Source organism: Paracoccus sp. M683 (assembly GCF_007096355.1).
GTDB lineage: Bacteria > Pseudomonadota > Alphaproteobacteria > Rhodobacterales > Rhodobacteraceae > Paracoccus.
Map to the genome: position 1 here is coordinate 326,479 of NZ_VKDF01000001.1, position 19,539 is coordinate 346,017.

Consider the following 19,539-nt stretch of genomic DNA (forward strand, 5'->3'; position numbering starts at 1 on the left):
CAGGTCCAAACCAGAATTCACCGTCCGGCTAGGGGCGGGTGATCTGGGGCCTGCCGGCGATATGGGACTGCACCACCGCCACCATCAACGCAAGTCCCGCATAGGAATTCGAGATCGCCTCCTCGCGTGGGATCAGGATATAACGCCCCTCCTGGCAAGCCAACAGGAATTGGCAGAAGCCGGGAAACAGCGCCTCCATCGCGGCGATTTCATCGGCCGGCTTGCCGCCCGTATCGCTGCGATAGGGGGCAAAGATATAGTCGGCATCCAGTTCTGGCAGACGCTCGGCGCTGATCTCGATCCGCTCGCCGGGTGGGATCTGGTCGATCAGCGCCGGAAAGCGAAACCCGGCGTCGCGCAGCACCCGCCCAAGGGCGCGATAGGTGTGCCAGGCGGCGACCTTGCCATTTTGCGCCTGCATGACCGACACGCTGATCTGCTGGCTGTCGACCGCCGCCTGCAACGCCGCGATCTGCGCCTGATAGCGATGTTCAAGGACCGCCAGCCGCGCCTCGGTCCCGGTCAAGTCGGCCAGCCGGCGATAGATATGGGGTGCACCGTCCAGCGTGTTGTCGATCACCACCGTGGGCGCAATCTTTTCCAGCTGCTCGACCGGGGTTGCACGGCCCGGTTCGGTCAGGATCAGGTCGGGCCGGGCGGCGATAACCGCCTCGATATCAGCATTGACCGAGCCGATATAGGCGATGTCGGAATTGTCGAAATCCACGCCGGTCAGGATCGCGCCGGACCGCAGATAGGCGATGCCGTTCAGCCCCATGCGGCCATGGCTGGCCACCGGCATGACGCCCAGTTCGATCAACGGGATGGTCAGGTCAAGATCATGCATCGAGACGATGCGCAGCGGCCGCACCGGCACGGCCACATCGCGCCCGGCATCATCGGTGATCTGGCGCATGTCCTGCGCCAGCGCGGGCACCGCCAGACAGGTGAAAATCAGGGCGATCAGGAATTTCATGTTTCCTCACAGCTGGTTGCGGCGTGCCCAAAGCAGCACGACAAGGATCGGGGCGCCGACAAGGGCAAGGATGATGCCAGCGGGCAGTTGCAGCGGGGCAAAGGCCAGCCGGCCGATGCTGTCGGCACCAAGGACCAGCGCCGCGCCGATCATCCCGCTGGCGGCCAGATGGGCGGCCTGGCCTCCGCCCAGTGTCAGCCGGGCCAGATGCGGCGCGATCAGCCCGACGAAACCCAGCCCGCCCGCGACCGAGACACAGGCGGCGGTCAACAGCACCGGTGCGGTGAAACGCAGCCATGCCAGCCGGCGCAGGCGCACGCCCAGCCCGGCCGCGACCGCATCGCCAAGCGCCGCCGCATCGGCATCGCGCGCGGTCGCGAACAGCAGCATGGCACCGGCCAGCGCTGCAATGGCGGCAATGTGCACGGCCTGCCAGTCAGCGGCGTTCAGGCTGCCAGCCATCCAGATCATCGCGGTCTGCACATCGCGGATATCCGAGGTCATCAGCAGCACCGCCAGCCCCGCCGACAGAAACCACGACAGCCCGATCCCGATCAACACAAAGCGCAATTGCGACAGCGTCCGGGCCAGCGCCACTACCAGCAGCGCCGCCGCCAGCCCGCCAGCCATGCCCACAGCCGGGCGCCATGCGATCGGTGCCTGCGGCGCCAACAGGATCAGCGCCACCACCGCAACCGCCGCGCCGTCCTTGACGCCCAGCAAGCCCGGATCGGCCAAGCCGTTGCGGGTCAGCGCCTGCATGGCCGCGCCGGCCAATCCCAGCATCGCCCCGCTGAGCAGCGCCAGCAGAATGCGCGGCAGCCGCAGGTCCAGAAGGATCATCCGCGCCGTGTCCGAAGCCGTGTCCGAGGCCGTGCCACGCAGCAGCGCCATCAGATCGGCCGGGCCGGTCTGATGGCTGCCCAGGGGCAACATGGCCAGAGCCAGCAGCGCAACCCCGATGCCCAGCCCCAGCCCCAGCAGCAACCGGCGCCGCGACAGACGCAGGCTTAGCCTGCCCTGGCGGATGACCCAGCTCATCGGATCACCCGCAACACGATGGCGATGAAAACGGGGGCGCCGACAAGCGCGGTCATCAGGCCCGTCGCCATCTCGTGCGATGTGCCTGGAAGGCCGGCGGCAATGTCGGCCGCCAGCAGCAGCGCCGCGCCCAGCAACGCGGCCAGCGGCAGGGCGCGCAGCAGATCCCCCCGCGCAAGCCGCCGCGCAAGGCCCGGCACCACCAGCCCGACAAAGCCGATGGGACCGGCAATGGATACCGCCACGCCGCACAGCGCCGCCGTCCCGGCCAGCCCCACCGCCCGCGACCAGCCCAAAGGCACGCCAAGCGCCTTGGCCGTGGCATCGCCAAGCGCCAGCGCATTCAGCTTTGGCCCCAGCCAGATCGCCGCCGCCAGCCCCGCCACCAGCAGGGGCAGCGCCGCGATCAGCCGGTCAAAACCAGCGCCGGCAAGATCACCGGCCAGCCAGACCCGCATTTCGGCCAGCGTCTCCTCGTTCAAGATCAGGATGGTCGAGGTCAGGGCCCCGGCCAGGGCCGACACGGCGATGCCGCAAAAGGTCACCTTGGCCAAAGTCACCCCGGTCCGCCCGGCCGAGGCCAGCAGCATGACCAGCGCAAAGGCCATGCCCGCGCCGCAGGCGGCGATCAGCGTCATGCCCAGACCCGGACGCAACGCGGCCGGCAGCGACGAGGCCAGCACGACGGCCAGCGCCGCGCCGGCATTCAGTCCCAGAACATGCGGCTCGGCCAGGGGGTTGCGCAGCAGGGCCTGAAGGATCAGGCCGGAAATGCCCAGGGCGGTTCCGACCACCAAGGCCGCCGCGATCCGCGCCAGCCGCAACCGCCAGATCACCTGATGATCGAAATTCTGCGCGTCAAAGGCCAGCAGCGCGCGCATCACCTCGCCCGGCGCAACCGGGCGAGGCCCCATGCCCGCACGCAGGCAGGCAAGAGCCAGAACCAGCGTCATCAGGCCGAAACCAAGGCCCAGGCCAAGCGAGCGCGCCTGTCTCATCCGATCCGGCCTGCGGGCACAAAGACCGGCAGGCCGGTCCGTGGATGGCGCAGCGCGACGACCTCGGTGCCGAAGATGGCGCGCACAAGATCAGCGTCGCAATCGGTCGGATCCTCGATCATCCGGGCCAGTTGGCCATCCTTGAGAAAGGCGATCCGGTCGGCAAATTGCAGGGCGAAATTCAGGTCATGCAGCACCGTGACGATGGTGCGCCCATGGTGATGGACCAGACTGGCCAGCAACTCCATCACCTCGACCTGATAGCGCAGGTCCAGATAGGTCGTCGGCTCGTCCAGCAGCACGATCCCGGTTTCCTGCGCCAATGCCATGGCGATCCAGACGCGCTGGCGCTGGCCACCCGACAGGCTTTCGACGGGGCGATCGGCAAATTCGGTCGTCCCGGTGATCCGCATGGCGCTGGTGACCGCGGCCTCGTCCGCCTTGGACCATTGCCGCAGAAAGCCCTGATGCGGATAGCGGCCACGGGCAACCAGATCCTGCACGGTCAGCCCCTCGGGCGTCAGCGGGTTCTGCGGCAACAGTCCCAATCGCTGTGCCACAGCGCGCGTCGGCAGGCTTGCGATCTGCTGGCCGTCCAGCAGAACCGCGCCGCTTTGCGGCCGCAACAGCCGCGCCAAGGCCGTCAGCAAGGTCGACTTACCCGATCCGTTCGGCCCCGCCAGAACCGTCATCCGCTGCGGCGCGACCAGTAACGAGACCTGCTTCAGCACCGCAGTTCCACCATAGCCCGCACCAAGTTCGCGGGTCTCAAGGGGCGGGGTGGGAATCGTCATGGGCTGGTTCCGAAAATCAACATCACGGCGTAAAGACAGAGCGCGGATGTAGTAGTCAACTTTTTTCGTCGGAATTTCGGCGCAAAGCCGCCTGACAGGCACGGATCCGAGGGTGAAACCTGCCTTTCTGGCCGAAACAGCAGCAATTTCTGGGCATCGCAGCATCACTTAATTCTTTACTACTACAGTCGGGAATGTGAGTCGTCACCAAAATGACATCGCTGTGACAAGGAAAAACAACAATGACGCACAAGGTTTCGTCGGGCCGATGCCTGATGGCAAGCGGACTGGCGATCTGTACCGGACTTGCGCTTTCCCCATCGCTGCGGGCCCAGGCTGTGCAATCCGACCAGCAAACCGTACTGCTGGAGGAGCTGACCCTGACGGCCGACGCCGCCGGTCAGGCGACCAAAGGCTATCAGCCGCTGGAAAGCGCCACGGTCACATTGCGCCCAACCCCGATCCTGGACCTGCCGCAAGCGGTCAATGTCGTCAGTCAGACCGTCATCCGCGATCAGGCGGCATTCACGCTGGATGAGACATTGGCGAATATCAGCGGTATCGCCCAGGCCAATACCCTGGGCGGCACGCAGGATTCCGTCATTCGCCGTGGTTTTGGCGGCAACCGCGATGGCTCGATCCTGACCGATGGTCTGAAATCCATCTTGCCGCGCAGCTTCAACCTGACGACCGAACGGGTCGAGGTGCTGAAAGGCGCGGCCTCGACGCTGTATGGGATTCTCGATCCAGGCGGGGTGGTGAACGTCATCACGAAAAAGCCGGAATACACGGCCGAGGGCGAGGCCACGGTCAGCGGCTCCAGCTTTGGCGGCGGCTCGGCCAGCCTTGACTACACCGCGCCGATCGAGGGCACCGGCTTTGCCTGGCGCATGATCGCCGGCTATAGCGACGTGGATTACTGGCGCAATTTCGGCAACAGCCGCAGCTGGACAATCGCCCCCTCGATCAGTTGGCGCAATGACACAAGCTCGGTCACGCTGTCCTATCTGCATCAGGATTACAGCCAGCCCTTTGACCGGGGGACTATCTATGACGAGGTGAACGGCCGCTTTGTCGACGTCGACCCCTCGATCCGCTTTGACGAGCCTTTCAACATCACCGAAGGCAAGACCGACCGGCTGGCCATCACGGCGGCGCATCAGCTGGCGGATGGCTGGGATCTGTCGCTGAACTATGCCTATAGCCGCAACACCTATTCCGACAATCAGGCCCGCGTTCTGGACTTTGACGCGGCGACCGGCAATGTCCGCCGCCGCATAGACGCGACGCAGGGATCGACGATGTATGCCCATGCGCTGCGGGCCGATATTTCAGGGCAGGTCGAACTGGGCGGGCTGCGGCACGAACTGCTGTTCGGCGCGTCCTATGACAATGAGGATACGCTGCGCACCGATATGATCCGGTGCGATCCGGTTTGGGACTTCAACATCCATGATCCGGCCTATGGCAATGTCGGCACCTGCACCACGGTATCGGACAGCGACAGCGATCAGACAGAACAGCTGCGCACCGGCTCGATCTATGTTCAGGACAACATCCATCTGAACGACCGCTGGATCGTCATAGGCGGGCTGCGCTATCAGAACTATGACCTGATGGCAGGCAAGGGCCGCCCCTTCGTCGTCAATACCGACAATCACGGCGATGTCTGGCTGCCGAATCTGGGTCTGGTCTACAAGCATTCGCCGCAGCTGTCCCTCTATGCCAATTTCGGCAAGACCTTCAGGCCGCAAAGCTCGGTCGGCAGCTATATCGGCGCCCTTGAACCCGAACGCGGCACCTCTTTCGAGATCGGCGCCAAGGCCGAACTGGCAAACGGGCTGACCGCCAATGCCGCGATCTATACCGCCGACCGCAAGAACGTGGCCTTTTCCGAAACTGTGGGCGACGAAACCGTGGTTCGCGCCGCTGGCCTGGTTCGCGTCCGCGGGTTCGAGGCCGACATCGCCGGCCAGATCACCGACCAGCTAAGCCTGATCGCCAGCTACAGCTATACCGATGCGGTGATCAAGGATGACCCGGACTATGCCGGCAACCGTTTGGTCAACGTGCCGCGTCACACCGGATCGGTGTTTCTGGCCTATGATTTCGGGGCCATCGGCGCCTCGGGCAATCAGCTGAAGATCGGGGGCGGCATCCGTGGCGCCAGCGCCCGCACTGCGACGCCGGCCAATGACTATGACCTGCCGGGATATGGCGTGGTCGACCTGTTCGCGACCTATACCATTCAGGCGCGGAACCCCGTGGACCTGCAACTGAACCTGAAAAATGTCTTTGACCGGACCTATTACAGCTCGTCCATCGGCACCAACGCCTATGGCAACCGGATCGCAGAGCCGTTCAACGCCGTGCTGAGCGCCTCGGTCAGGTTCTAGGACCGGGGGTATTTTCGCGCGATGCGGTTTGCTGTATGGATGAGGTGATCGGCCTTGCAGTGAACGAGGATCCAGATGTCCAAGCCCATCGCCCTTGTCGGCCATGCCCATACCTGCCCGGTCCATGGCGGCGGCCCGGTGATCAATCCGGGGCAAACTCTGGTCAGGTTCAACGGCATTCCGCTGGCGGTCGAGGGCGGGCATTGCGGCTGTCCGGGCACGCCACCGCTGCCAGATCCGATGGTGAAAGGATCCAGCAGCGTCAAGATCAACGGGCGCGGCGTCATGCGCGTCGGTGATCAGACCGCCCATGGCGGCAAGATCGTCATGGGCGTGCCGACCCTGCGGTCTGACTGAAAAGGGGCAGGCGCGCCGTGATGTTGGCGTGATGCCCGCCTGTCGGGCGACCCTCTGGCTTATGCGCCCTGGTCCTGTTCATCCTTGGCCCACAGATAGCCGATGAACGCGCCCTTGACGTAGCGCAGCAGCACCAGCGTCATCACCGTGGTGATGCCCCCCAGAACCAGCAGCATGGTGACCGGGTCGGACCGGAACACGACCCAGGTAAAGCCGATCATCGGAATCAGCAGCAGCATGACGATTGTGATGGTGAAAAAGGCCGGCCCGTCGGCCGCCGGATAGGCCCCCAATGGCTCGCCGCAATGCGCGCATTCGTCAACCACAGCCAGATAGCCCTTGAACATATGCCCCTGCCCGCAGGTCGGGCAGCGTCCGAAAAAGCCGCGGCGCAGCGCAAGGCCCATATCACGTTCTTCGGTCATCGTCGCTTCCATTTGAACCCCCGTCTCAGCCAGCGCTCGCCCATCGGGGCGAAGAATCGCTTTCGCTATGCGTATGGTATATATTGTATGGATTTGACATGTCAATGCCCATACAATACATAAGACGCATATGCAGAAGGTAGAAATCACATGTGGGTTCCGCGATCCGCGCCCGCGCGGCTGAAATATCTGGGCATCGTCGAGGCGCTGGATGCCGATATCCGCGCCGGGCGGGTCATGCCGGGTGATCGCCTGCCGCCGCAGCGCGCCGTGGCCGAGGCTTTGGGCGTCGATCTGACAACGGTGACGCGCGCCTTCAACGAGGCGCGGCGGCGCGGGCTGATCTCGGCGCAGGCAGGGCGTGGCACCTTTGTCAGCGAGGAAATGGCCAGCGAGGGGCGGCTGATCGACCTCAGCATGAACGTGCCGCCGCAGCCTGAATCCATCGACTTTCGCAAGTTGATCCCGCAGGATCTGGCGGCGTTGCTGAATGCCCCCCGAGGGCTGATGGCGCTGCAATATCAGGACAGCACCGGCACGCCGCCAAGCCGCCAGGCCGCCGCGCGCTGGCTGGAAACGCGGACCGGACCGATCCCGGCCGACCGGGTGCTGGTGACGGCAGGCGCGCAAGGGGCGCTGTCGGCGCTATGCGCCACGCTGCTGCGCGCCGGTCAGTCAATCGCGACGGGGGCGCTGACCTATCCGGGGCTGAAGGCGATTGCCGCGCAGCAGGGGCTGAACCTGGTCCCGCTGGACATGGACGCGGATGGCCTGCTGCCCGAGTCCTTTGACCGTGCCTGCCGCAGCCATACAATTCGCGCATTGTATGTGACACCCAGCATCGACAACCCGACAACGGCCACCCTGCCCGCGGACCGCCGCCGCGCGCTGGTCGCGCTGGCCCGGCAGCATCAGGTGACCATCTTCGAGGACGATCCCTATGCGCCCCTGCGACCCACCCGGTTGCCATCGCTGATCGAACTGGCACCAGAACGGTGCTGGCATATCGCCTCGCTGTCGAAATGCGTGACGCCGACGCTGCGCGTGGCCCATGTCGTCGCCCCCAACCCGACCGAGGCCCTGCGGCTGGCCGCCACACTGCGCGCCACCGTGCTGATGGCGCCGCCGCTGATGGCGGCGCTGACAGGCAGGTGGATCGTCGATGGCCGGCTTGAACAGATCGCGCTGGCCGTCCGGGCCGAGAACGTCGCCCGGCAGCGGCTGGCGCGCAGGGTGTTGTCGGGCTGCGACTTTGCCGCCGACCCCCATGGGCATCACCTGTGGCTGCACCTGCCGCATCACTGGCGCGCAGCCGATTTCGCGGACCATGCGGTGCGGGCCGGTGTTTCGGTCGTGTCCTCGGCGGCCTTTGCCACCGGGGCACAACCCGTCCACGCCGTCAGGGTCTCGCTTGGTGTCGCGCTGGACCGGAGCGATCTGGAAGACGGGCTGGATCAGCTGGCACAGCTGATCGGCCAGCCCGCGATCGGGGCCGGGATGGTCGTCTAAGGACCACCCGGCAAGCCGATCAGGCCAACAATGCCTGTGCCATATCGGCGGTGACGGGCTGTCCGGCCCCCAGCAGTTTGCGCGTTTTCATATGCACGCGGGCATTGTTCACCGTTTCAACCGCCGTCAGCCTGTCCCCGGCGTCAAAACGGAACACGATCTGATCCGCCATCTGCTCGGCCCGGTCCTCGGGCTGGGCAAGGCCCGCGATCTGCAATTTGAAATCCGCCTGATCCGACCAGAACCACGGCAGCGCGGCATAGGCGCCGGGCGTTCCGCCGGTCAGCCGGGCGGCGATGTGGCGGGCGTGATCGGTGGCCGCCTGAACGCTTTCCAGCCGGACACGCCGGCCGCTGCGGGCATCGGGGAAACTGGCGCAATCGCCCAGTGCCGAAATCTGCGGATCCGAAGTCAGCAGCTGCTCATCCACGGCAATGCCATTGTCGCATGCCAGGCCCGCGGCCTCGGCCAGGGCGCTGTGCGGGCGCACACCGGCGGCCAGCAGAACGTCATCCGCCTCAAGCAGCGCGCCACCTGCCAGCGCCATACCGCGCGGATCCAGCGCAGCACAGGGATCGCCCAAAAGAACGGTGGTGCCAATCTGGCGATGCATGTCCAGGAACAATTGTGACATCTGCGGCGAGACGGCGCGGGACATCAGCCGGGGCGCGGCCTCGGCCACCGTCACATCATGCCCTAACTTGCGGGCCACGGCGGCAAATTCCAGCCCGATGAAGCCGCCGCCGATCACGGCAAAGCGGCGCTTGCCCTGGATGCGGTCGCGCAGCCGGTCGGCATCGGCCAGCGTGCGCAGATCCATCGCCCGGTCCAGCCCCGGAATCGGCGGGCGCAGATTGCCGGCGCCGGTGGCAAGGATCAGATGCTCATAGGGCAGCTCGCCCGCACTGGTCACCACGCGGCTGCCCTGCCGGTCGATCACCGTCACCCGCGTTTCGGGCAGATAACGGATATCCTTCGAGGCATAGAACTCGGCCGCGCGCAGGGCCAGCGCCTCGGGCTTGCCGTCCTGCATATAGGCCTTGGACAGTGGCGGGCGCTGATAGGGCAGACCGGGTTCATCCCCGATCAGCGTCAGCTGCCCCCCATAGCCCAGCTGGCGCAGCGAGGCGGCGGCCTGAAGCCCGCCCTGCCCCGCACCGACGATAACGACCGGTCCTTGCAGCATGGCCACCGACCCCGATCAGAACTGTTCTTCCGGCATATGGACGACAAGGCCGTCCATCGCCGGGGTCAGCTTGATCTGGCAGGACAGGCGCGAATTGGCACGCACCTCGCTGGCGGCGCCTTCCAGCATGTCATCCTCGTCATGCTGACGCTCGCCCGTCTTGCTGATCCAGGCATCGTCGACATAGCAATGACAGGTCGCACACATCATCGAGCCGCCACATTCACCGACGATCCCGTCGACATCATGGGCAACCGCCGCATGCATGACGCTGCTGCCCTCGTCGCCCTCGACCGTGGTTTCGGTTCCGTCAGCGGCAATATAGGTCACTTTCACCATTGGTGTTCTCTCCCTGGCGTTAAGTCTGGCTGGTTGAGGGCCGGTCAGCCCATGATGACCGGCATGTTGATCGGGCCGCGGAAACCAAATCCGCGCCACATGACCGCCGAAGGGTCGGGCAGGCGCATGTTCGGGAACCGCTCGAACAGCAGCGGCGCCATGATCTTGCCCACGGTGCGGCGCGCCGTATGGGAACCTGCGCAGTGATGTGGACCGTTGCCGAATGCCTGATGCTGGTTCTTGTCGCGATAGACTATGAAATCCTCGGCATTGTCGCCAAACACCTCTTCGTCGCGATTGGCCGATGCCTGGATGGTCATCACCGTGTCGCCCTTGGGGATGTCAAAGCCGCGGATCTGCGTGTCGCGCGTCACCAGACGGGAACTGGCCTGAATCGGCGCAACCCAACGGACGGCCTCTTCAAAGGCCTTGCCCCAATCGTCGCCCTCGCGGACCTGTTCCAACTGGTCGGGATTGGTCAGCATGCCATAGACCAGCGTGGCCAGCGCATCGCGCGGTTCATTGATGCCGCCGCCAATGGCGATCTTGATGTTGGAATAGATCTGGCTGCGCGGAATCGGATCATCGGCATTCACCATGACCGAAAAAGCCGAGGCATCGGGTTCGGCCCGCACCCGGTCGACCACCTTGTCGAACATGGCGTTCATCTCGTCATTGGCCCTGTCGGTGACCTCGAACGGTTCGGGGCGCCAGTCGAAATTGCCCGATCCGTCGATCAGGTTCTGCGACCAGCGGATCATCTGTTCATCCGTCGCCTCGGGGATGCCAAGGATATGGGCCAGAATGCGCGCGGCGACCGGGCCGCAAAGGTCGGTGAACAGATCAGCCGGGCCTTCCTTGGGCAGCCGGTCCAGATATTCGACCGCCAGTTTTTCATAAAGCGGGGCCCATTCGCATTGGATGACCTTGGGCGTCAGCGCGGGCATCATCGCCTTGCGTTCGCGCAAATGGTCGGCGCCATCCTTGCGCATCAGCGTATGGGCACGGAAGGCCGGCTGCATCGGCGTGCGCGGATCGTCCGAACTGAACAACTCGGGGTCGTCCTTGACCATCTTGGTATCCGCCGCCTTGACCAGAAAGGTCCGATGGACCGACGGAACACGGACCACGGGCGTATCGGCCCGCATGCGGCGATAGATCGGATAGGGATCCAGCGTCAGTTGATCAAAGCTGATGTCGTCATTCACAGGTGCTAGCGGCATATTTCCCCCCTCTCGCTGGCTGATTCACGCTAGCAATCGCTTGACTATGCATCAATGCGATGCATTTTATCATGCCCATCAAATCCATTGATGGACAGCGTGATGACACGCCCTGCCGCCGACCCTCTCAGCCTGGATTTCGCGACGCTCAGGACGCTTTGCACCGTGCATGATTCCGGCTCGTTCACAGCTGCGGCGCAAGAGATCGGCGTGAACCAATCCGCCATCAGCTATACGGTCGAGCGGCTGCGCAGCGCCTTTCACGACCCGCTTTTCGTGCGCGAGAAGGGGCGGCAGATCGCCACCGATCGCTGCCGGCAGATCATCGAGCAGGTGCGGCCGATGCTGGCGACGCTGGACCGCCTGGCCCGCCCCGAGGAATTTGACCCGGCCCGCACCCGCCAGCGGTTGACGCTGGCCTGCAATTACTACGAGCGGTTGCTGATCGTGCCGCTTCTGGTGCGCGAGCTGCGCCGACATGCGCCAGGGATCGAGCTGGTGGTGATAAACGCGCGCGGCACCGGGCCGGAACGTATGCTGCGCGGCGATTCCGATCTGCTGATCGGCCCGCGACCCACGGTGCAGACCGGCGTTTACGTCAGCCGGCTGTGCCGCGAGGATTATGTCTGCCTGCTGGACCCCGCCCATCCCAAGGCCGACACGGCGCTGAGCATCGACGACTATCTGTCGCTGGACCTGATCGACATCACCTATGAGGGAAACTGGGTCTCGCCCTATATCACGGAATTGCAGGCCATGGGGCACCGGCTGCGCCCGGCGCTGATGGTGCCCAGTCCGGCCGGGGTATCGCGGCTGGTCCAGGGATCGACGCTGGTGGCGACGGTGCCGCGCCGGCTGGCGCATCAGATCGGTCAGGGGCTGCGGATCGTCGATTGCCCGGTGCGTGGGCAATTCGACATCACGCTGGTCTGGCCGCCGCGCTTTCATGCCGATGCGATGCATCAGTGGATGCGGGGCGTGGTGATCGGCCTCAGGCGCGAACTTGGCGATCTGGGAGATCTGCGGCCCGCCGCGCCACAGGCAAACTAGCCCCGGCGCGGCGAATGGTCATTGCATCATCTGGCTTGGCAGGAACAGCGACAGCTGCGGCAACGCGACCAGAATCCCCAGCGTCACCAGCATCGCCACCCAGAAGGGCATGACGCCGACGAAGATCTGGCCAAGCGGCACCTTGGGCGCGACCGATTTCACGATAAAGACGTTGATCCCCACGGGCGGCGAGATCAGCCCCATTTCCAGCGTCAGCACGACCAGCACGCCGAACCAGATCAGGTCGATGCCAAGACCCGTCACGATCGGCACGAAGATCGGCAGGGTCAGCACCAGCATGGCGAAACCTTCAAGGAAGGTCCCCAGCACCATATAGATCAGCAGGATCACGATCAGCGTACCGATGGTCCCAAGCGGCAGCGAGGTGATTACCTCTTTGACGAAATCAGGGATATGGCTAAGCGCAAGGAACGGGTTGAAGATATGTGCCGCGATCAGGATCAGCATGACCGATGCCGTCGTGACGATGCTGTCCCGCGTCGCCTGCCACAATTGCGCCAGGCTGAGGGTGCGGGACACAAAGCCCAGGATCACCACCGCGCCGGCGCCCACACCTGCGGCCTCGACCGGCGAGAAGAACCCGCCATAGATGCCGCCGATGGTCAGTAGTGTCAGCACGATGATCGGCAGCGCGTTGAACACCGCCCGGCTTTTCTCGGCCATGGTCGTGGCGGGACCACGCGGCCCCATCTGCGGCCGGATCAGGCACAGAACCCAGATCGTCACGAGAAACATGCTGAGCAGCAGCAGCCCCGGAATGACCCCGGCCAGAAACAGCCGGCCGATACTTTGTTCGGACAGGATGGCATAGATGACAAAGCCGGTCGAAGGCGGGATCAGGATGCCCAGGGTGCCCCCCGCCGCCACCACCCCAGTGGACAGGCGCGGATCGTAATCATAGCGGTCCATTTCCGCCAGCGAGACCTTGCCCATCGTCAGCGCCGAGGCGACCGACGACCCCGACAGCGCCGCAAACCCGCCGCAGCCGATCACCGTGGCGGCAGCCAGCCCGCCACGCATCTGGCCGATGATGGCATAGGCGGCCTCGTATAAACGGCGGCTCATCCCGGTGATGCTGGCCACATTGCCCATCAGGATGAACAGCGGGATGACGATCAGTTCGGGATTCGATGACAGGGTAAAGGATTCGGATGCCAGCAGACCAAGCGCCGCATTCAACCCGTTCAGTGCCCAGATGCCGACGAACCCGATCAGGAACATCGCAAAGGCCACGGGAATGCGGAAGGCAAGCAGGATCAGCAGCAGCGATACGCCGGTCAGGGCAATGGCAACGGGACTCATTCAACACGCCTCACTTCATGTTCGGACCGACCCGTGATGATGAACTCGGCCGCGCGCAACAGCAGCGCCAGGCCGGTGATCAAGGCCAGCGCGACCAGCGCCCACTGGAACCATGCCAGAGGCAGGCCCAGCAGGTTGGTCCGCAGGTTCAGCATCGCGCTAAGCTGCGCGGCCTTGATCACCGCATAGCCAATGACCATAAAGATCACCCCGCCCAGCAGATCGACCACGATGTCGATCAGATGGTTCAGCCGGGGCGAGAAATAGCGTTCGAACAGGTCGACACAGATATGTCCGCCCTGCTTGTCGCACAGCGCCATGCCGCCGAATACGACGATGACGAAGGCCATGGTCTCCATGTCCAGCGCACCATAAAGCGGGCTGCCAAAGGACCGGCCGACGACATCCACCAGCACGACGCCCACCAGAAACAGCAGCGCGACCGTGCCCAGCCAGGCGGACAGGCTGATCAGCCTGTCCGTGAACGCCCTCAGCGCGGGCAGCATCATTCGCCCCGGATCGCGGTCAGCGTATCAGCGCCGCCGACAGCTTCGACATAGGCGTCGGTCACCGGCGTCAGGACGGCGGCAAAGGCCTCGACCTCTTCGGGGGTCAGGTCGATAACCGTGTTGCGGCTGTCAGCACGGGCGGCCTCCAGCGCGGCATTGGCGGTGGTCATCTAGGCATCCTCGGCCGATTTCGACAGTTCTTCGCCGCCGATGGCGTCAAGCGCCGCCTTGGCCTCGTCCGACAGCTTGTCATAGCTGGCCTGGCTCATCACCGTATAGAAGGTCAGCCGGCCCATATTCGCACCCAGGGTCAGGCTGTCTGCGACCTCGTCCAGCTTGAAGTCGATCAGCGTCGAAACACCCGAAATCGCGCCGTCGATCAGACCGGTTTGCAAGCCGTTATAAACCTGCGTCATCGGCATCTGCACCGGGGTCGCGCCCAAAGCCTTGATCGCCTCGCCCGCGGTCGAGCCGGCAACACGGATCTTCAGGCCCTTCAGGTCGGCCGGAGTGCGAATCTGCGCCGATTTCATGATGAAGATATTCGGCTCGGATCCCCACAGCGCCAGCGGAATGGTGGCCGGGAACTCGCCCGCGAGATTGTCGTCATAGGCGCGCAGCAGCGCCGGATAGGCCGGCTGGTCCAGCGGCAATATGCCGGGCATTTCGACGATCATGGTCTTGGGGAATTGCGACGAAGTATAACCGGGCAGCCCCCAGGACATGTCGGCCACGCCCTGCACCACGCGCACATATTGATCGGCCGGGCCCGAGCCAAGCTCGCCCCCGTGATAGCCGCGAACGGTGACGGCGCCATCGGTGGCGGCGCTGACGGCCTCGTTCAGCTTGTCGATCACCGATGCGGTGATGGTGTGGGTCGGTGCGGTGTAATTGGCGAATTTCAGTTCCTGCGCAGCGGCACCGGACGGCGCGGCAATACCGACGGCCAGGCCGGCGGCGATGGTCAGATCACGGATCGAAATCATGGTCAGCTTCCTCCCTGCTGTCCGGCGAATGGATCAGCCCCATTCCTGTGGACGGTCCGCGCAACCTAGTCGGTCAGTTTCCGCTTCGCATATTCAAATTTGACGGCGCTTCATAAGATTTGGCTATTATAATGCACAGCAATACAGCATCTGTTTCTGCCCCGGAATAGCTGCAAACAGCAGGCGTCGACCAATTTCCGTGAAATATAATGATTATAATTCACTATCTTACATGTCGATCAACAGATTCTCAGATCACCGGAACGAGGCAATATCAGACAAAAGTGGCAGAGTTCTTATATTGAATGAACATCTGTACTTATCGCCGGCAAGGGATTGCCCCCACACCCTTTCCGGCGCTAGTCCATCCCCAATGCCGGCCCACCCGGCAGGTCGAAAACGGGGGAAAACAGGCAAAATGGTCGAGAGCCTTGTCGTTGCGATGATCGCATTCGCGCTTGGTGGCGTTCTGAAAGGGGCCATCGGGGCCGGAACCCCGGTCGTCGTGATCCCGTTGCTGTCAATTTATTTCGGCGTGCCCTATGCGGTGTCCGTCTTTGTGCTGCCGGCCCTGTTGTCGAACATCTGGCAGGTCTGGCAATACCGCGCCGCCCTGCCCGAGCGGGGCTTTCTGATCCAACTGGCCGTTGGGGCGGGGATAGGGGCGCTGATCGGATCGGTCCTGCTGGCCAATCTGCCCTCGGATATCCTGTCGATCACGGTCGGCCTGCTGGCCCTGGTCTATATCGGGTTTCGTCTGGCCAAGCCCGATTGGGGGCTGGATTTCGCGGTGGCGCGGCGCATCGTTCTGCCGGTCGGTGTATTGGCCGGTATTTTGCAGGGCTCGGCCGGGATCTCGGCGCCGGTCTCGATGACCTTCCTGCACGCACTGCGGTTGGAACGGCGGCAGTTCATCGCCATCATCTCGGTTCTGTTCAGCGCGATGGCCATCGTTCAACTGCCCACGCTGTTCAGCCTTGGCGTGCTGGACGGGCAGCGGTTCCTGATCAGCATAGCGGCCTGTGTCCCGCTGTTTCTGGGGATGCCGGTGGGCGGATGGCTGGTGCGTTACGTTCCACCGCAGCTGTTCGATCGGCTGATCATGGTGCTGCTGTTCGTGATCGCCGCCGGGCTGATCTACAAGGCATTGTAGCCGCCCCCCGCCCTCCGCCTACCCCCTTGCACGCGCGTCCTGCGCCTCGCGGATCAGCGCGGCCAGCCGATAGAAGCCATGCGCCATCTTGGAATAGGGCGTCAGCAGGAACAGCGCCAGCACGCTGCCCAGATGCAAGGCCAGCATCACGCCGGTCAGCGCCGTGCCGCCCAAGGCATAAAGCAGCAACCCCGACAGCCCGGTAAGACCCAAAAGCCAGATAAAGCCACGCTCGCCAGACGCGCGCCCCGGCGCACCCAGGTCTGGATCGGCCTTGGCGCGCAGCACCAGAAGGCCGGCACAGCCGATCACCAGCAGAATGCCACCGGGAACGCCCAGCAGCTTGGGCAGCGACCAGAAGCCATAGGGCGCGGGCATGGCAAAGACATAATGCAGCACCGTCCCGGCCGAGGTGGCGGCAAAGCACAGCAGAAAGCCATACATCACCGCCTGATGGCAATGACGCCGGGCATCCGAGAAAGCCTCGGCCTTTTCGAAGTTGCAGCCCTGCCCCTGCCCGCCTGACAGGTTTCGCAACTGCGCCGCTGACAACAGCGCCTCCTTTACATCGGCCACGGAAATCCGCTGGCCACCGACCTCGCGCCAGTATTTCCGCAACCCGATCGCAATGGCCGCCAGAGGCAGCAGAAATGCCGGCAGAAAGATCGCCACCATGGCGCTGTGGCCCAGCCAGGCATAGAAACCAGCGCCTTCGCCCGGCAGCGCCGCGATGATCAGGAACATCAGCGCAAAGCCCATGACCATGGCGACGGCCAGCGCCTCGCCACGCGACTGGAACAGCCGCGCCAGCCCGCCCGGCCAGGCAAAACGCTCCCAGCTGTCCACGCGGGCGGCGGCCAGGGCGCGCGGCAGGTTCAGGTCAAATTCATGCGGTGCCGTATATTGGCAGGCGTAATAGCAACCCCGGCAGTTATGGCACAGATTGGCAAGCTGGGTTATATCGCCCGAGGCGAAAACCTTGTCGCGGGTGATCGCCGGAAAGACCGAACAGAACCCCTCGCAATAGCGGCAGGCGTTACAGATTTCGATCTGGCGCCGCGCCTCTTGGATCGGATCGGTCGAGATCGCCCCCGGATCGGTCTGCAAAGTTACGTCAAGAGACATGGGCGGCGGCCTCCTGTCCGGCAATGCGACCAAAGACGGTGCCGATGGTCATCCCGAACCCTGCCAGATAACCCTGACCAAGGATCGAGCCTGCCATCATCTCTCCGGCGCTCCAGATATTGTCATAAGGCCCGTCGGGGCCGGTGGCGCGGGCGCGCTGATCGACCTTCAGCCCAAGATAGGTGAAGGTCACGCCGGGGCGCAGAGAATAGGCATAGAAGGGCGGCTTTTCGATGGGCCGCGCCCAGTTCGTCTTGGGCGGATCCAGCCCTTCGGTCGCCAGCCCGTCCAGTTCCTGGGGGTGGAAATCGCCGGGGCGGCAGGCGGCGTTGAAACCAGCCACTGTCGCGGAAAGCGCATCCACCGGCAGGCCCAGCTTGCCCGCAAGTTCGGCAATGCTGTCAGCCGCGATGGGCGGATAGACCGAGGGCATGAACAGGTCGATCGAGCGGCTGTCGATGATGGAATAGCCAACCTGATCGGGCTGCGCCGCCACCAGCCGGCCCCAGATCGCGTAACGCTTGGGCCAGACATCTTCGCCCTCGTCATAGAAACGCTGGCCATCGCGGTTGACCACGATGGAAAACGGCACGCAATCAAGCCGGGTGACGATGCCGCCATCGAACTGCGGCGCGCGCCCGTCGATGGCGACGGCGTGGCACTGCGTCGGGTCGCCAACGCTGATGGCGCCCTGATCCAGCATATCGCGCAGCACGACACCGCGATTATACGGCGTGCCCCGGATCAGGAAGTTCCGCGCCGATGGCCCCCATGCCCGCGCCAGCCAGTCGATATCGGACTGAAACCCGCCCGAGGCCAGAACAAAGGTGCGGCCAACCACCCGAACGCTTTGTCCCGCCATCTCGACCTGCATATGCGTGGCACGCGCGCCCTCGATCCCCACATGGCGAACCTGTGCCTCATACACGACGGACACACCAAGCTGCTGCGCCGTCAGGTAATAGGCGTTGACCAACGCCTTGCCGCCACCAAGAAAGAAGGCGTTGGTGCGATCCAGCGACAGGGTGCCAGCCAGCGAAGGCTGAAAGCGAACGCCATGATCCTGCATCCATGGCAGGCACTCGGCCGAGGTGCGGATGGCGTGTCGCGCCAGCCCCTCATCCGTCTTGCCGGCGGTCACGCGCAGCAGATCCTGCCAGAATTCCTCCTCGTCATAGGTTTCCACCAACGGGCCAAGCGCGCCGTGATGCATGCAGCGAAAGTTGCGGGTATGGCGCGAATTGCCCCCGCGATAGGGCTGCGGTGCGCCTTCCAGCATCAGCACGCGAGCGCCGGTTTCGGCGGCCTCGATCGCGGCGCAAAGCGCGGCATTGCCGCCACCCGCGATCACCACATCCCAGGTTTCAGCGCCAAGCCGCGCAGGATCGTCAATTGTCATCATCTGTTTCCTTGTCAGCGCGGCGCAACAGGCGCAGCCGGGCCAACTGGGCGTTTTCTATGTGATTGCGCATGACAGCCTCGGCCGCGGCGCCATCGCGGGCAGTCAGCGCCTGCAACAGGGCGTCATGCTCGGCCAGCGCCTGCCGGGCGCGGTCCGGGGTTTCCATGCTGCTGGGGCCAAGGATCATCAGCGTCGTTTCGACCGAGGCCATGGATTTCAGCAGAAAGCGGTTCCGCGCGGCGTCTTGCAGGCGCAGATGGAACTGCCGGTTCAGCCGCACCAGCGCGGCAGGATCATCCATGGCCGCCGCCATTTCGTCGTTGATCGCCTGCAATTCCTGCAACTCGACAGGCGAGGCCGCCCGTGCCGCCAGCCGCGCCGCCGTGCCCTCCAGCACGGTGCGCATTTCATACAGCTCCATGATTTCGGGATAGTCCAGCTTACGCACGACGGCGCCGGTTCGCGGCTGATGATCGACCAGACCGTCGGCCTCTAACCGCCGGATCGCCTCGCGCACGGGGGTGCGGCTGATGGCAAGCCGCGTCGCGATCTCGGTCTCGGTCAGCCGTGCGCCGGGCGGCAGCTTGCCCAGCCTGATTTCGTCACACAGCCGTTCATAGGCCGTATCGCCCTGCAAGGGGCGCTGCGCCGATTCTTTTTCAGAGGCAGAGATTTTGTTCTTTTCCTTCATGCATCCAGATGTATACAATCGGATACAAATGCGTCAAGATTCGTTTTCATCATCCC

20 protein-coding genes are annotated in these 19,539 nt (G+C 64.2%); 5 read left to right on the top strand and 15 right to left on the bottom strand.

All coding sequences use genetic code 11. From position 1 onward, the window contains the following. Nucleotides 1-28: 28 nt before the first annotated feature. The 4 genes from FNJ84_RS01515 to FNJ84_RS01530 are packed head-to-tail and all read right to left on the bottom strand — an operon-like array spanning nt 29 to nt 3,809. Entirely contained in the window at nt 29-976 is a 948-nt protein-coding gene (locus tag FNJ84_RS01515) for an ABC transporter substrate-binding protein (RefSeq protein ID WP_143791144.1), read from the bottom strand. Nucleotides 977-982: 6 nt separating this feature from the next. Continuing rightward, the gene (locus tag FNJ84_RS01520) at nt 983-2,017 is read right to left on the bottom strand and encodes an iron ABC transporter permease (RefSeq protein ID WP_143791145.1); all 1,035 of its coding nucleotides are present in this window, start codon (nt 2,015-2,017) and stop codon (nt 983-985) included. After that, complete coding sequence (locus tag FNJ84_RS01525) at nt 2,014-3,015, bottom strand: iron ABC transporter permease (RefSeq protein WP_143791146.1); 1,002 nt, start codon at nt 3,013-3,015, stop codon at nt 2,014-2,016. Before FNJ84_RS01525 ends, FNJ84_RS01520 begins: the two co-directional genes overlap by 4 nt. Further along, nucleotides 3,012-3,809 carry an ABC transporter ATP-binding protein gene (locus FNJ84_RS01530; RefSeq protein WP_143791147.1) on the bottom strand — a complete coding sequence of 266 codons (798 nt, stop codon included), beginning with the start codon at nt 3,807-3,809 and terminating at the stop codon, nt 3,012-3,014. Before FNJ84_RS01530 ends, FNJ84_RS01525 begins: the two co-directional genes overlap by 4 nt. A 275-nt stretch (nt 3,810-4,084) precedes the next feature. Between FNJ84_RS01530 and FNJ84_RS01535 the strand changes: the two genes are divergently transcribed. Continuing rightward, complete coding sequence (locus FNJ84_RS01535) at nt 4,085-6,205, top strand: TonB-dependent siderophore receptor (protein WP_185968386.1); 2,121 nt, start codon at nt 4,085-4,087, stop codon at nt 6,203-6,205. Nucleotides 6,206-6,280: 75 nt separating this feature from the next. Continuing rightward, complete coding sequence (locus tag FNJ84_RS01540) at nt 6,281-6,562, top strand: PAAR domain-containing protein (protein WP_143791149.1); 282 nt, start codon at nt 6,281-6,283, stop codon at nt 6,560-6,562. Nucleotides 6,563-6,621: 59 nt separating this feature from the next. On the opposite strand, the gene FNJ84_RS01545 is transcribed toward FNJ84_RS01540, so the two are convergent. Next, nucleotides 6,622-6,987: a DUF983 domain-containing protein gene (locus FNJ84_RS01545; RefSeq protein ID WP_143791150.1), complete on the bottom strand. Its 366-nt coding sequence runs from the start codon at nt 6,985-6,987 to the stop codon at nt 6,622-6,624. A gap of 150 nt (nt 6,988-7,137) precedes the next feature. Here FNJ84_RS01545 and FNJ84_RS01550 point away from each other — a divergent pair, with 150 nt between their 5' ends. Beyond that, nucleotides 7,138-8,496 carry a PLP-dependent aminotransferase family protein gene (locus FNJ84_RS01550; protein WP_143791151.1) on the top strand — a complete coding sequence of 453 codons (1,359 nt, stop codon included), beginning with the start codon at nt 7,138-7,140 and terminating at the stop codon, nt 8,494-8,496. Between the two features lie 19 nt (nt 8,497-8,515). Here the strand turns inward: FNJ84_RS01550 and FNJ84_RS01555 are convergent, their stop codons facing one another. Genes FNJ84_RS01555 through FNJ84_RS01565 form a run of 3 tightly spaced genes read right to left on the bottom strand, consistent with a single transcriptional unit; the run spans nt 8,516 to nt 11,244 of the window. Then, on the bottom strand, nt 8,516-9,682 hold the full coding sequence (locus FNJ84_RS01555; RefSeq protein ID WP_143791152.1) for an NAD(P)/FAD-dependent oxidoreductase: 1,167 nt from the start codon (nt 9,680-9,682) through the stop codon (nt 8,516-8,518). A 15-nt stretch (nt 9,683-9,697) separates the two neighbouring features. Beyond that, nucleotides 9,698-10,021, bottom strand: a complete 324-nt coding sequence (locus tag FNJ84_RS01560) for a 2Fe-2S iron-sulfur cluster-binding protein (protein ID WP_143791153.1) — start codon at nt 10,019-10,021, stop codon at nt 9,698-9,700. Between the two features lie 44 nt (nt 10,022-10,065). Beyond that, nucleotides 10,066-11,244, bottom strand: a complete 1,179-nt coding sequence (locus FNJ84_RS01565; RefSeq protein ID WP_143791154.1) for a cytochrome P450 — start codon at nt 11,242-11,244, stop codon at nt 10,066-10,068. 102 nt (nt 11,245-11,346) lie between these two features. Here FNJ84_RS01565 and FNJ84_RS01570 point away from each other — a divergent pair, with 102 nt between their 5' ends. Further along, nucleotides 11,347-12,294, top strand: coding sequence for a LysR family transcriptional regulator (locus tag FNJ84_RS01570; protein WP_143791155.1), 948 nt, complete (start codon nt 11,347-11,349; stop codon nt 12,292-12,294). An 18-nt stretch (nt 12,295-12,312) separates the two neighbouring features. Here FNJ84_RS01570 and FNJ84_RS01575 read toward each other — a convergent pair whose 3' ends face one another. Genes FNJ84_RS01575 through FNJ84_RS01585 form a run of 4 tightly spaced genes read right to left on the bottom strand, consistent with a single transcriptional unit; the run spans nt 12,313 to nt 15,112 of the window. Further along, nucleotides 12,313-13,617: a TRAP transporter large permease gene (locus FNJ84_RS01575; protein WP_143791156.1), complete on the bottom strand. Its 1,305-nt coding sequence runs from the start codon at nt 13,615-13,617 to the stop codon at nt 12,313-12,315. Next, on the bottom strand, nt 13,614-14,123 hold the full coding sequence (locus FNJ84_RS01580) for a TRAP transporter small permease (RefSeq protein ID WP_143791476.1): 510 nt from the start codon (nt 14,121-14,123) through the stop codon (nt 13,614-13,616). The genes FNJ84_RS01575 and FNJ84_RS01580 overlap by 4 nt, the downstream gene beginning before the upstream one ends. After that, nucleotides 14,123-14,296: a hypothetical protein gene (locus FNJ84_RS22295; RefSeq protein WP_255471001.1), complete on the bottom strand. Its 174-nt coding sequence runs from the start codon at nt 14,294-14,296 to the stop codon at nt 14,123-14,125. The genes FNJ84_RS01580 and FNJ84_RS22295 overlap by 1 nt, the downstream gene beginning before the upstream one ends. Then, entirely contained in the window at nt 14,297-15,112 is an 816-nt protein-coding gene (locus FNJ84_RS01585) for a TRAP transporter substrate-binding protein (protein ID WP_255471002.1), read from the bottom strand. Between the two features lie 418 nt (nt 15,113-15,530). Between FNJ84_RS01585 and FNJ84_RS01590 the strand changes: the two genes are divergently transcribed. Next, nucleotides 15,531-16,265 (top strand): sulfite exporter TauE/SafE family protein, encoded by a 735-nt coding sequence (locus FNJ84_RS01590; protein ID WP_143791157.1) that lies wholly within the window; start codon nt 15,531-15,533, stop codon nt 16,263-16,265. Between the two features lie 18 nt (nt 16,266-16,283). Here the strand turns inward: FNJ84_RS01590 and tcuB are convergent, their stop codons facing one another. From tcuB to FNJ84_RS01605, 3 genes are read right to left on the bottom strand one after another with little or no spacing between them, the layout of a single operon-like run. After that, nucleotides 16,284-17,390: a tricarballylate utilization 4Fe-4S protein TcuB gene (gene tcuB / locus FNJ84_RS01595; protein ID WP_143791158.1), complete on the bottom strand. Its 1,107-nt coding sequence runs from the start codon at nt 17,388-17,390 to the stop codon at nt 16,284-16,286. After that, nucleotides 17,380-18,789 (bottom strand): FAD-dependent tricarballylate dehydrogenase TcuA, encoded by a 1,410-nt coding sequence (gene tcuA, locus FNJ84_RS01600; protein WP_143791477.1) that lies wholly within the window; start codon nt 18,787-18,789, stop codon nt 17,380-17,382. The genes tcuB and tcuA overlap by 11 nt, the downstream gene beginning before the upstream one ends. Then, nucleotides 18,779-19,483 carry a GntR family transcriptional regulator gene (locus tag FNJ84_RS01605; protein ID WP_143791159.1) on the bottom strand — a complete coding sequence of 235 codons (705 nt, stop codon included), beginning with the start codon at nt 19,481-19,483 and terminating at the stop codon, nt 18,779-18,781. Before FNJ84_RS01605 ends, tcuA begins: the two co-directional genes overlap by 11 nt. Nucleotides 19,484-19,539: the final 56 nt, after the last annotated feature.

Excerpts from the sequence above, each read along its gene's own strand:
- FNJ84_RS01515 (WP_143791144.1), bottom strand. The coding sequence starts at position 976 with ATGAAATTCCTGATCGCCCTGATTTTCACCTGTCTGGCGGTGCCCGCG.
- FNJ84_RS01520 (WP_143791145.1), bottom strand. The coding sequence starts at position 2,017 with ATGAGCTGGGTCATCCGCCAGGGCAGGCTAAGCCTGCGTCTGTCGCGG.
- FNJ84_RS01535 (WP_185968386.1), top strand. The coding sequence starts at position 4,085 with ATGGCAAGCGGACTGGCGATCTGTACCGGACTTGCGCTTTCCCCATCG.
- FNJ84_RS01540 (WP_143791149.1), top strand. The coding sequence starts at position 6,281 with ATGTCCAAGCCCATCGCCCTTGTCGGCCATGCCCATACCTGCCCGGTC.
- FNJ84_RS01525 (WP_143791146.1), bottom strand. The coding sequence starts at position 3,015 with ATGAGACAGGCGCGCTCGCTTGGCCTGGGCCTTGGTTTCGGCCTGATG.
- FNJ84_RS01605 (WP_143791159.1), bottom strand. The coding sequence starts at position 19,483 with ATGAAGGAAAAGAACAAAATCTCTGCCTCTGAAAAAGAATCGGCGCAG.
- tcuA (WP_143791477.1), bottom strand. The coding sequence starts at position 18,789 with ATGACAATTGACGATCCTGCGCGGCTTGGCGCTGAAACCTGGGATGTG.
- FNJ84_RS01560 (WP_143791153.1), bottom strand. The coding sequence starts at position 10,021 with ATGGTGAAAGTGACCTATATTGCCGCTGACGGAACCGAAACCACGGTC.
- FNJ84_RS01575 (WP_143791156.1), bottom strand. The coding sequence starts at position 13,617 with ATGAGTCCCGTTGCCATTGCCCTGACCGGCGTATCGCTGCTGCTGATC.
- FNJ84_RS01570 (WP_143791155.1), top strand. The coding sequence starts at position 11,347 with ATGACACGCCCTGCCGCCGACCCTCTCAGCCTGGATTTCGCGACGCTC.
- FNJ84_RS01530 (WP_143791147.1), bottom strand. The coding sequence starts at position 3,809 with ATGACGATTCCCACCCCGCCCCTTGAGACCCGCGAACTTGGTGCGGGC.
- FNJ84_RS01550 (WP_143791151.1), top strand. The coding sequence starts at position 7,138 with ATGTGGGTTCCGCGATCCGCGCCCGCGCGGCTGAAATATCTGGGCATC.
- FNJ84_RS01555 (WP_143791152.1), bottom strand. The coding sequence starts at position 9,682 with ATGCTGCAAGGACCGGTCGTTATCGTCGGTGCGGGGCAGGGCGGGCTT.
- FNJ84_RS01545 (WP_143791150.1), bottom strand. The coding sequence starts at position 6,987 with ATGACCGAAGAACGTGATATGGGCCTTGCGCTGCGCCGCGGCTTTTTC.
- tcuB (WP_143791158.1), bottom strand. The coding sequence starts at position 17,390 with ATGTCTCTTGACGTAACTTTGCAGACCGATCCGGGGGCGATCTCGACC.
- FNJ84_RS01585 (WP_255471002.1), bottom strand. The coding sequence starts at position 15,112 with ATGATTTCGATCCGTGATCTGACCATCGCCGCCGGCCTGGCCGTCGGT.
- FNJ84_RS01565 (WP_143791154.1), bottom strand. The coding sequence starts at position 11,244 with ATGCCGCTAGCACCTGTGAATGACGACATCAGCTTTGATCAACTGACG.
- FNJ84_RS22295 (WP_255471001.1), bottom strand. The coding sequence starts at position 14,296 with ATGACCACCGCCAATGCCGCGCTGGAGGCCGCCCGTGCTGACAGCCGC.
- FNJ84_RS01590 (WP_143791157.1), top strand. The coding sequence starts at position 15,531 with ATGGTCGAGAGCCTTGTCGTTGCGATGATCGCATTCGCGCTTGGTGGC.
- FNJ84_RS01580 (WP_143791476.1), bottom strand. The coding sequence starts at position 14,123 with ATGCTGCCCGCGCTGAGGGCGTTCACGGACAGGCTGATCAGCCTGTCC.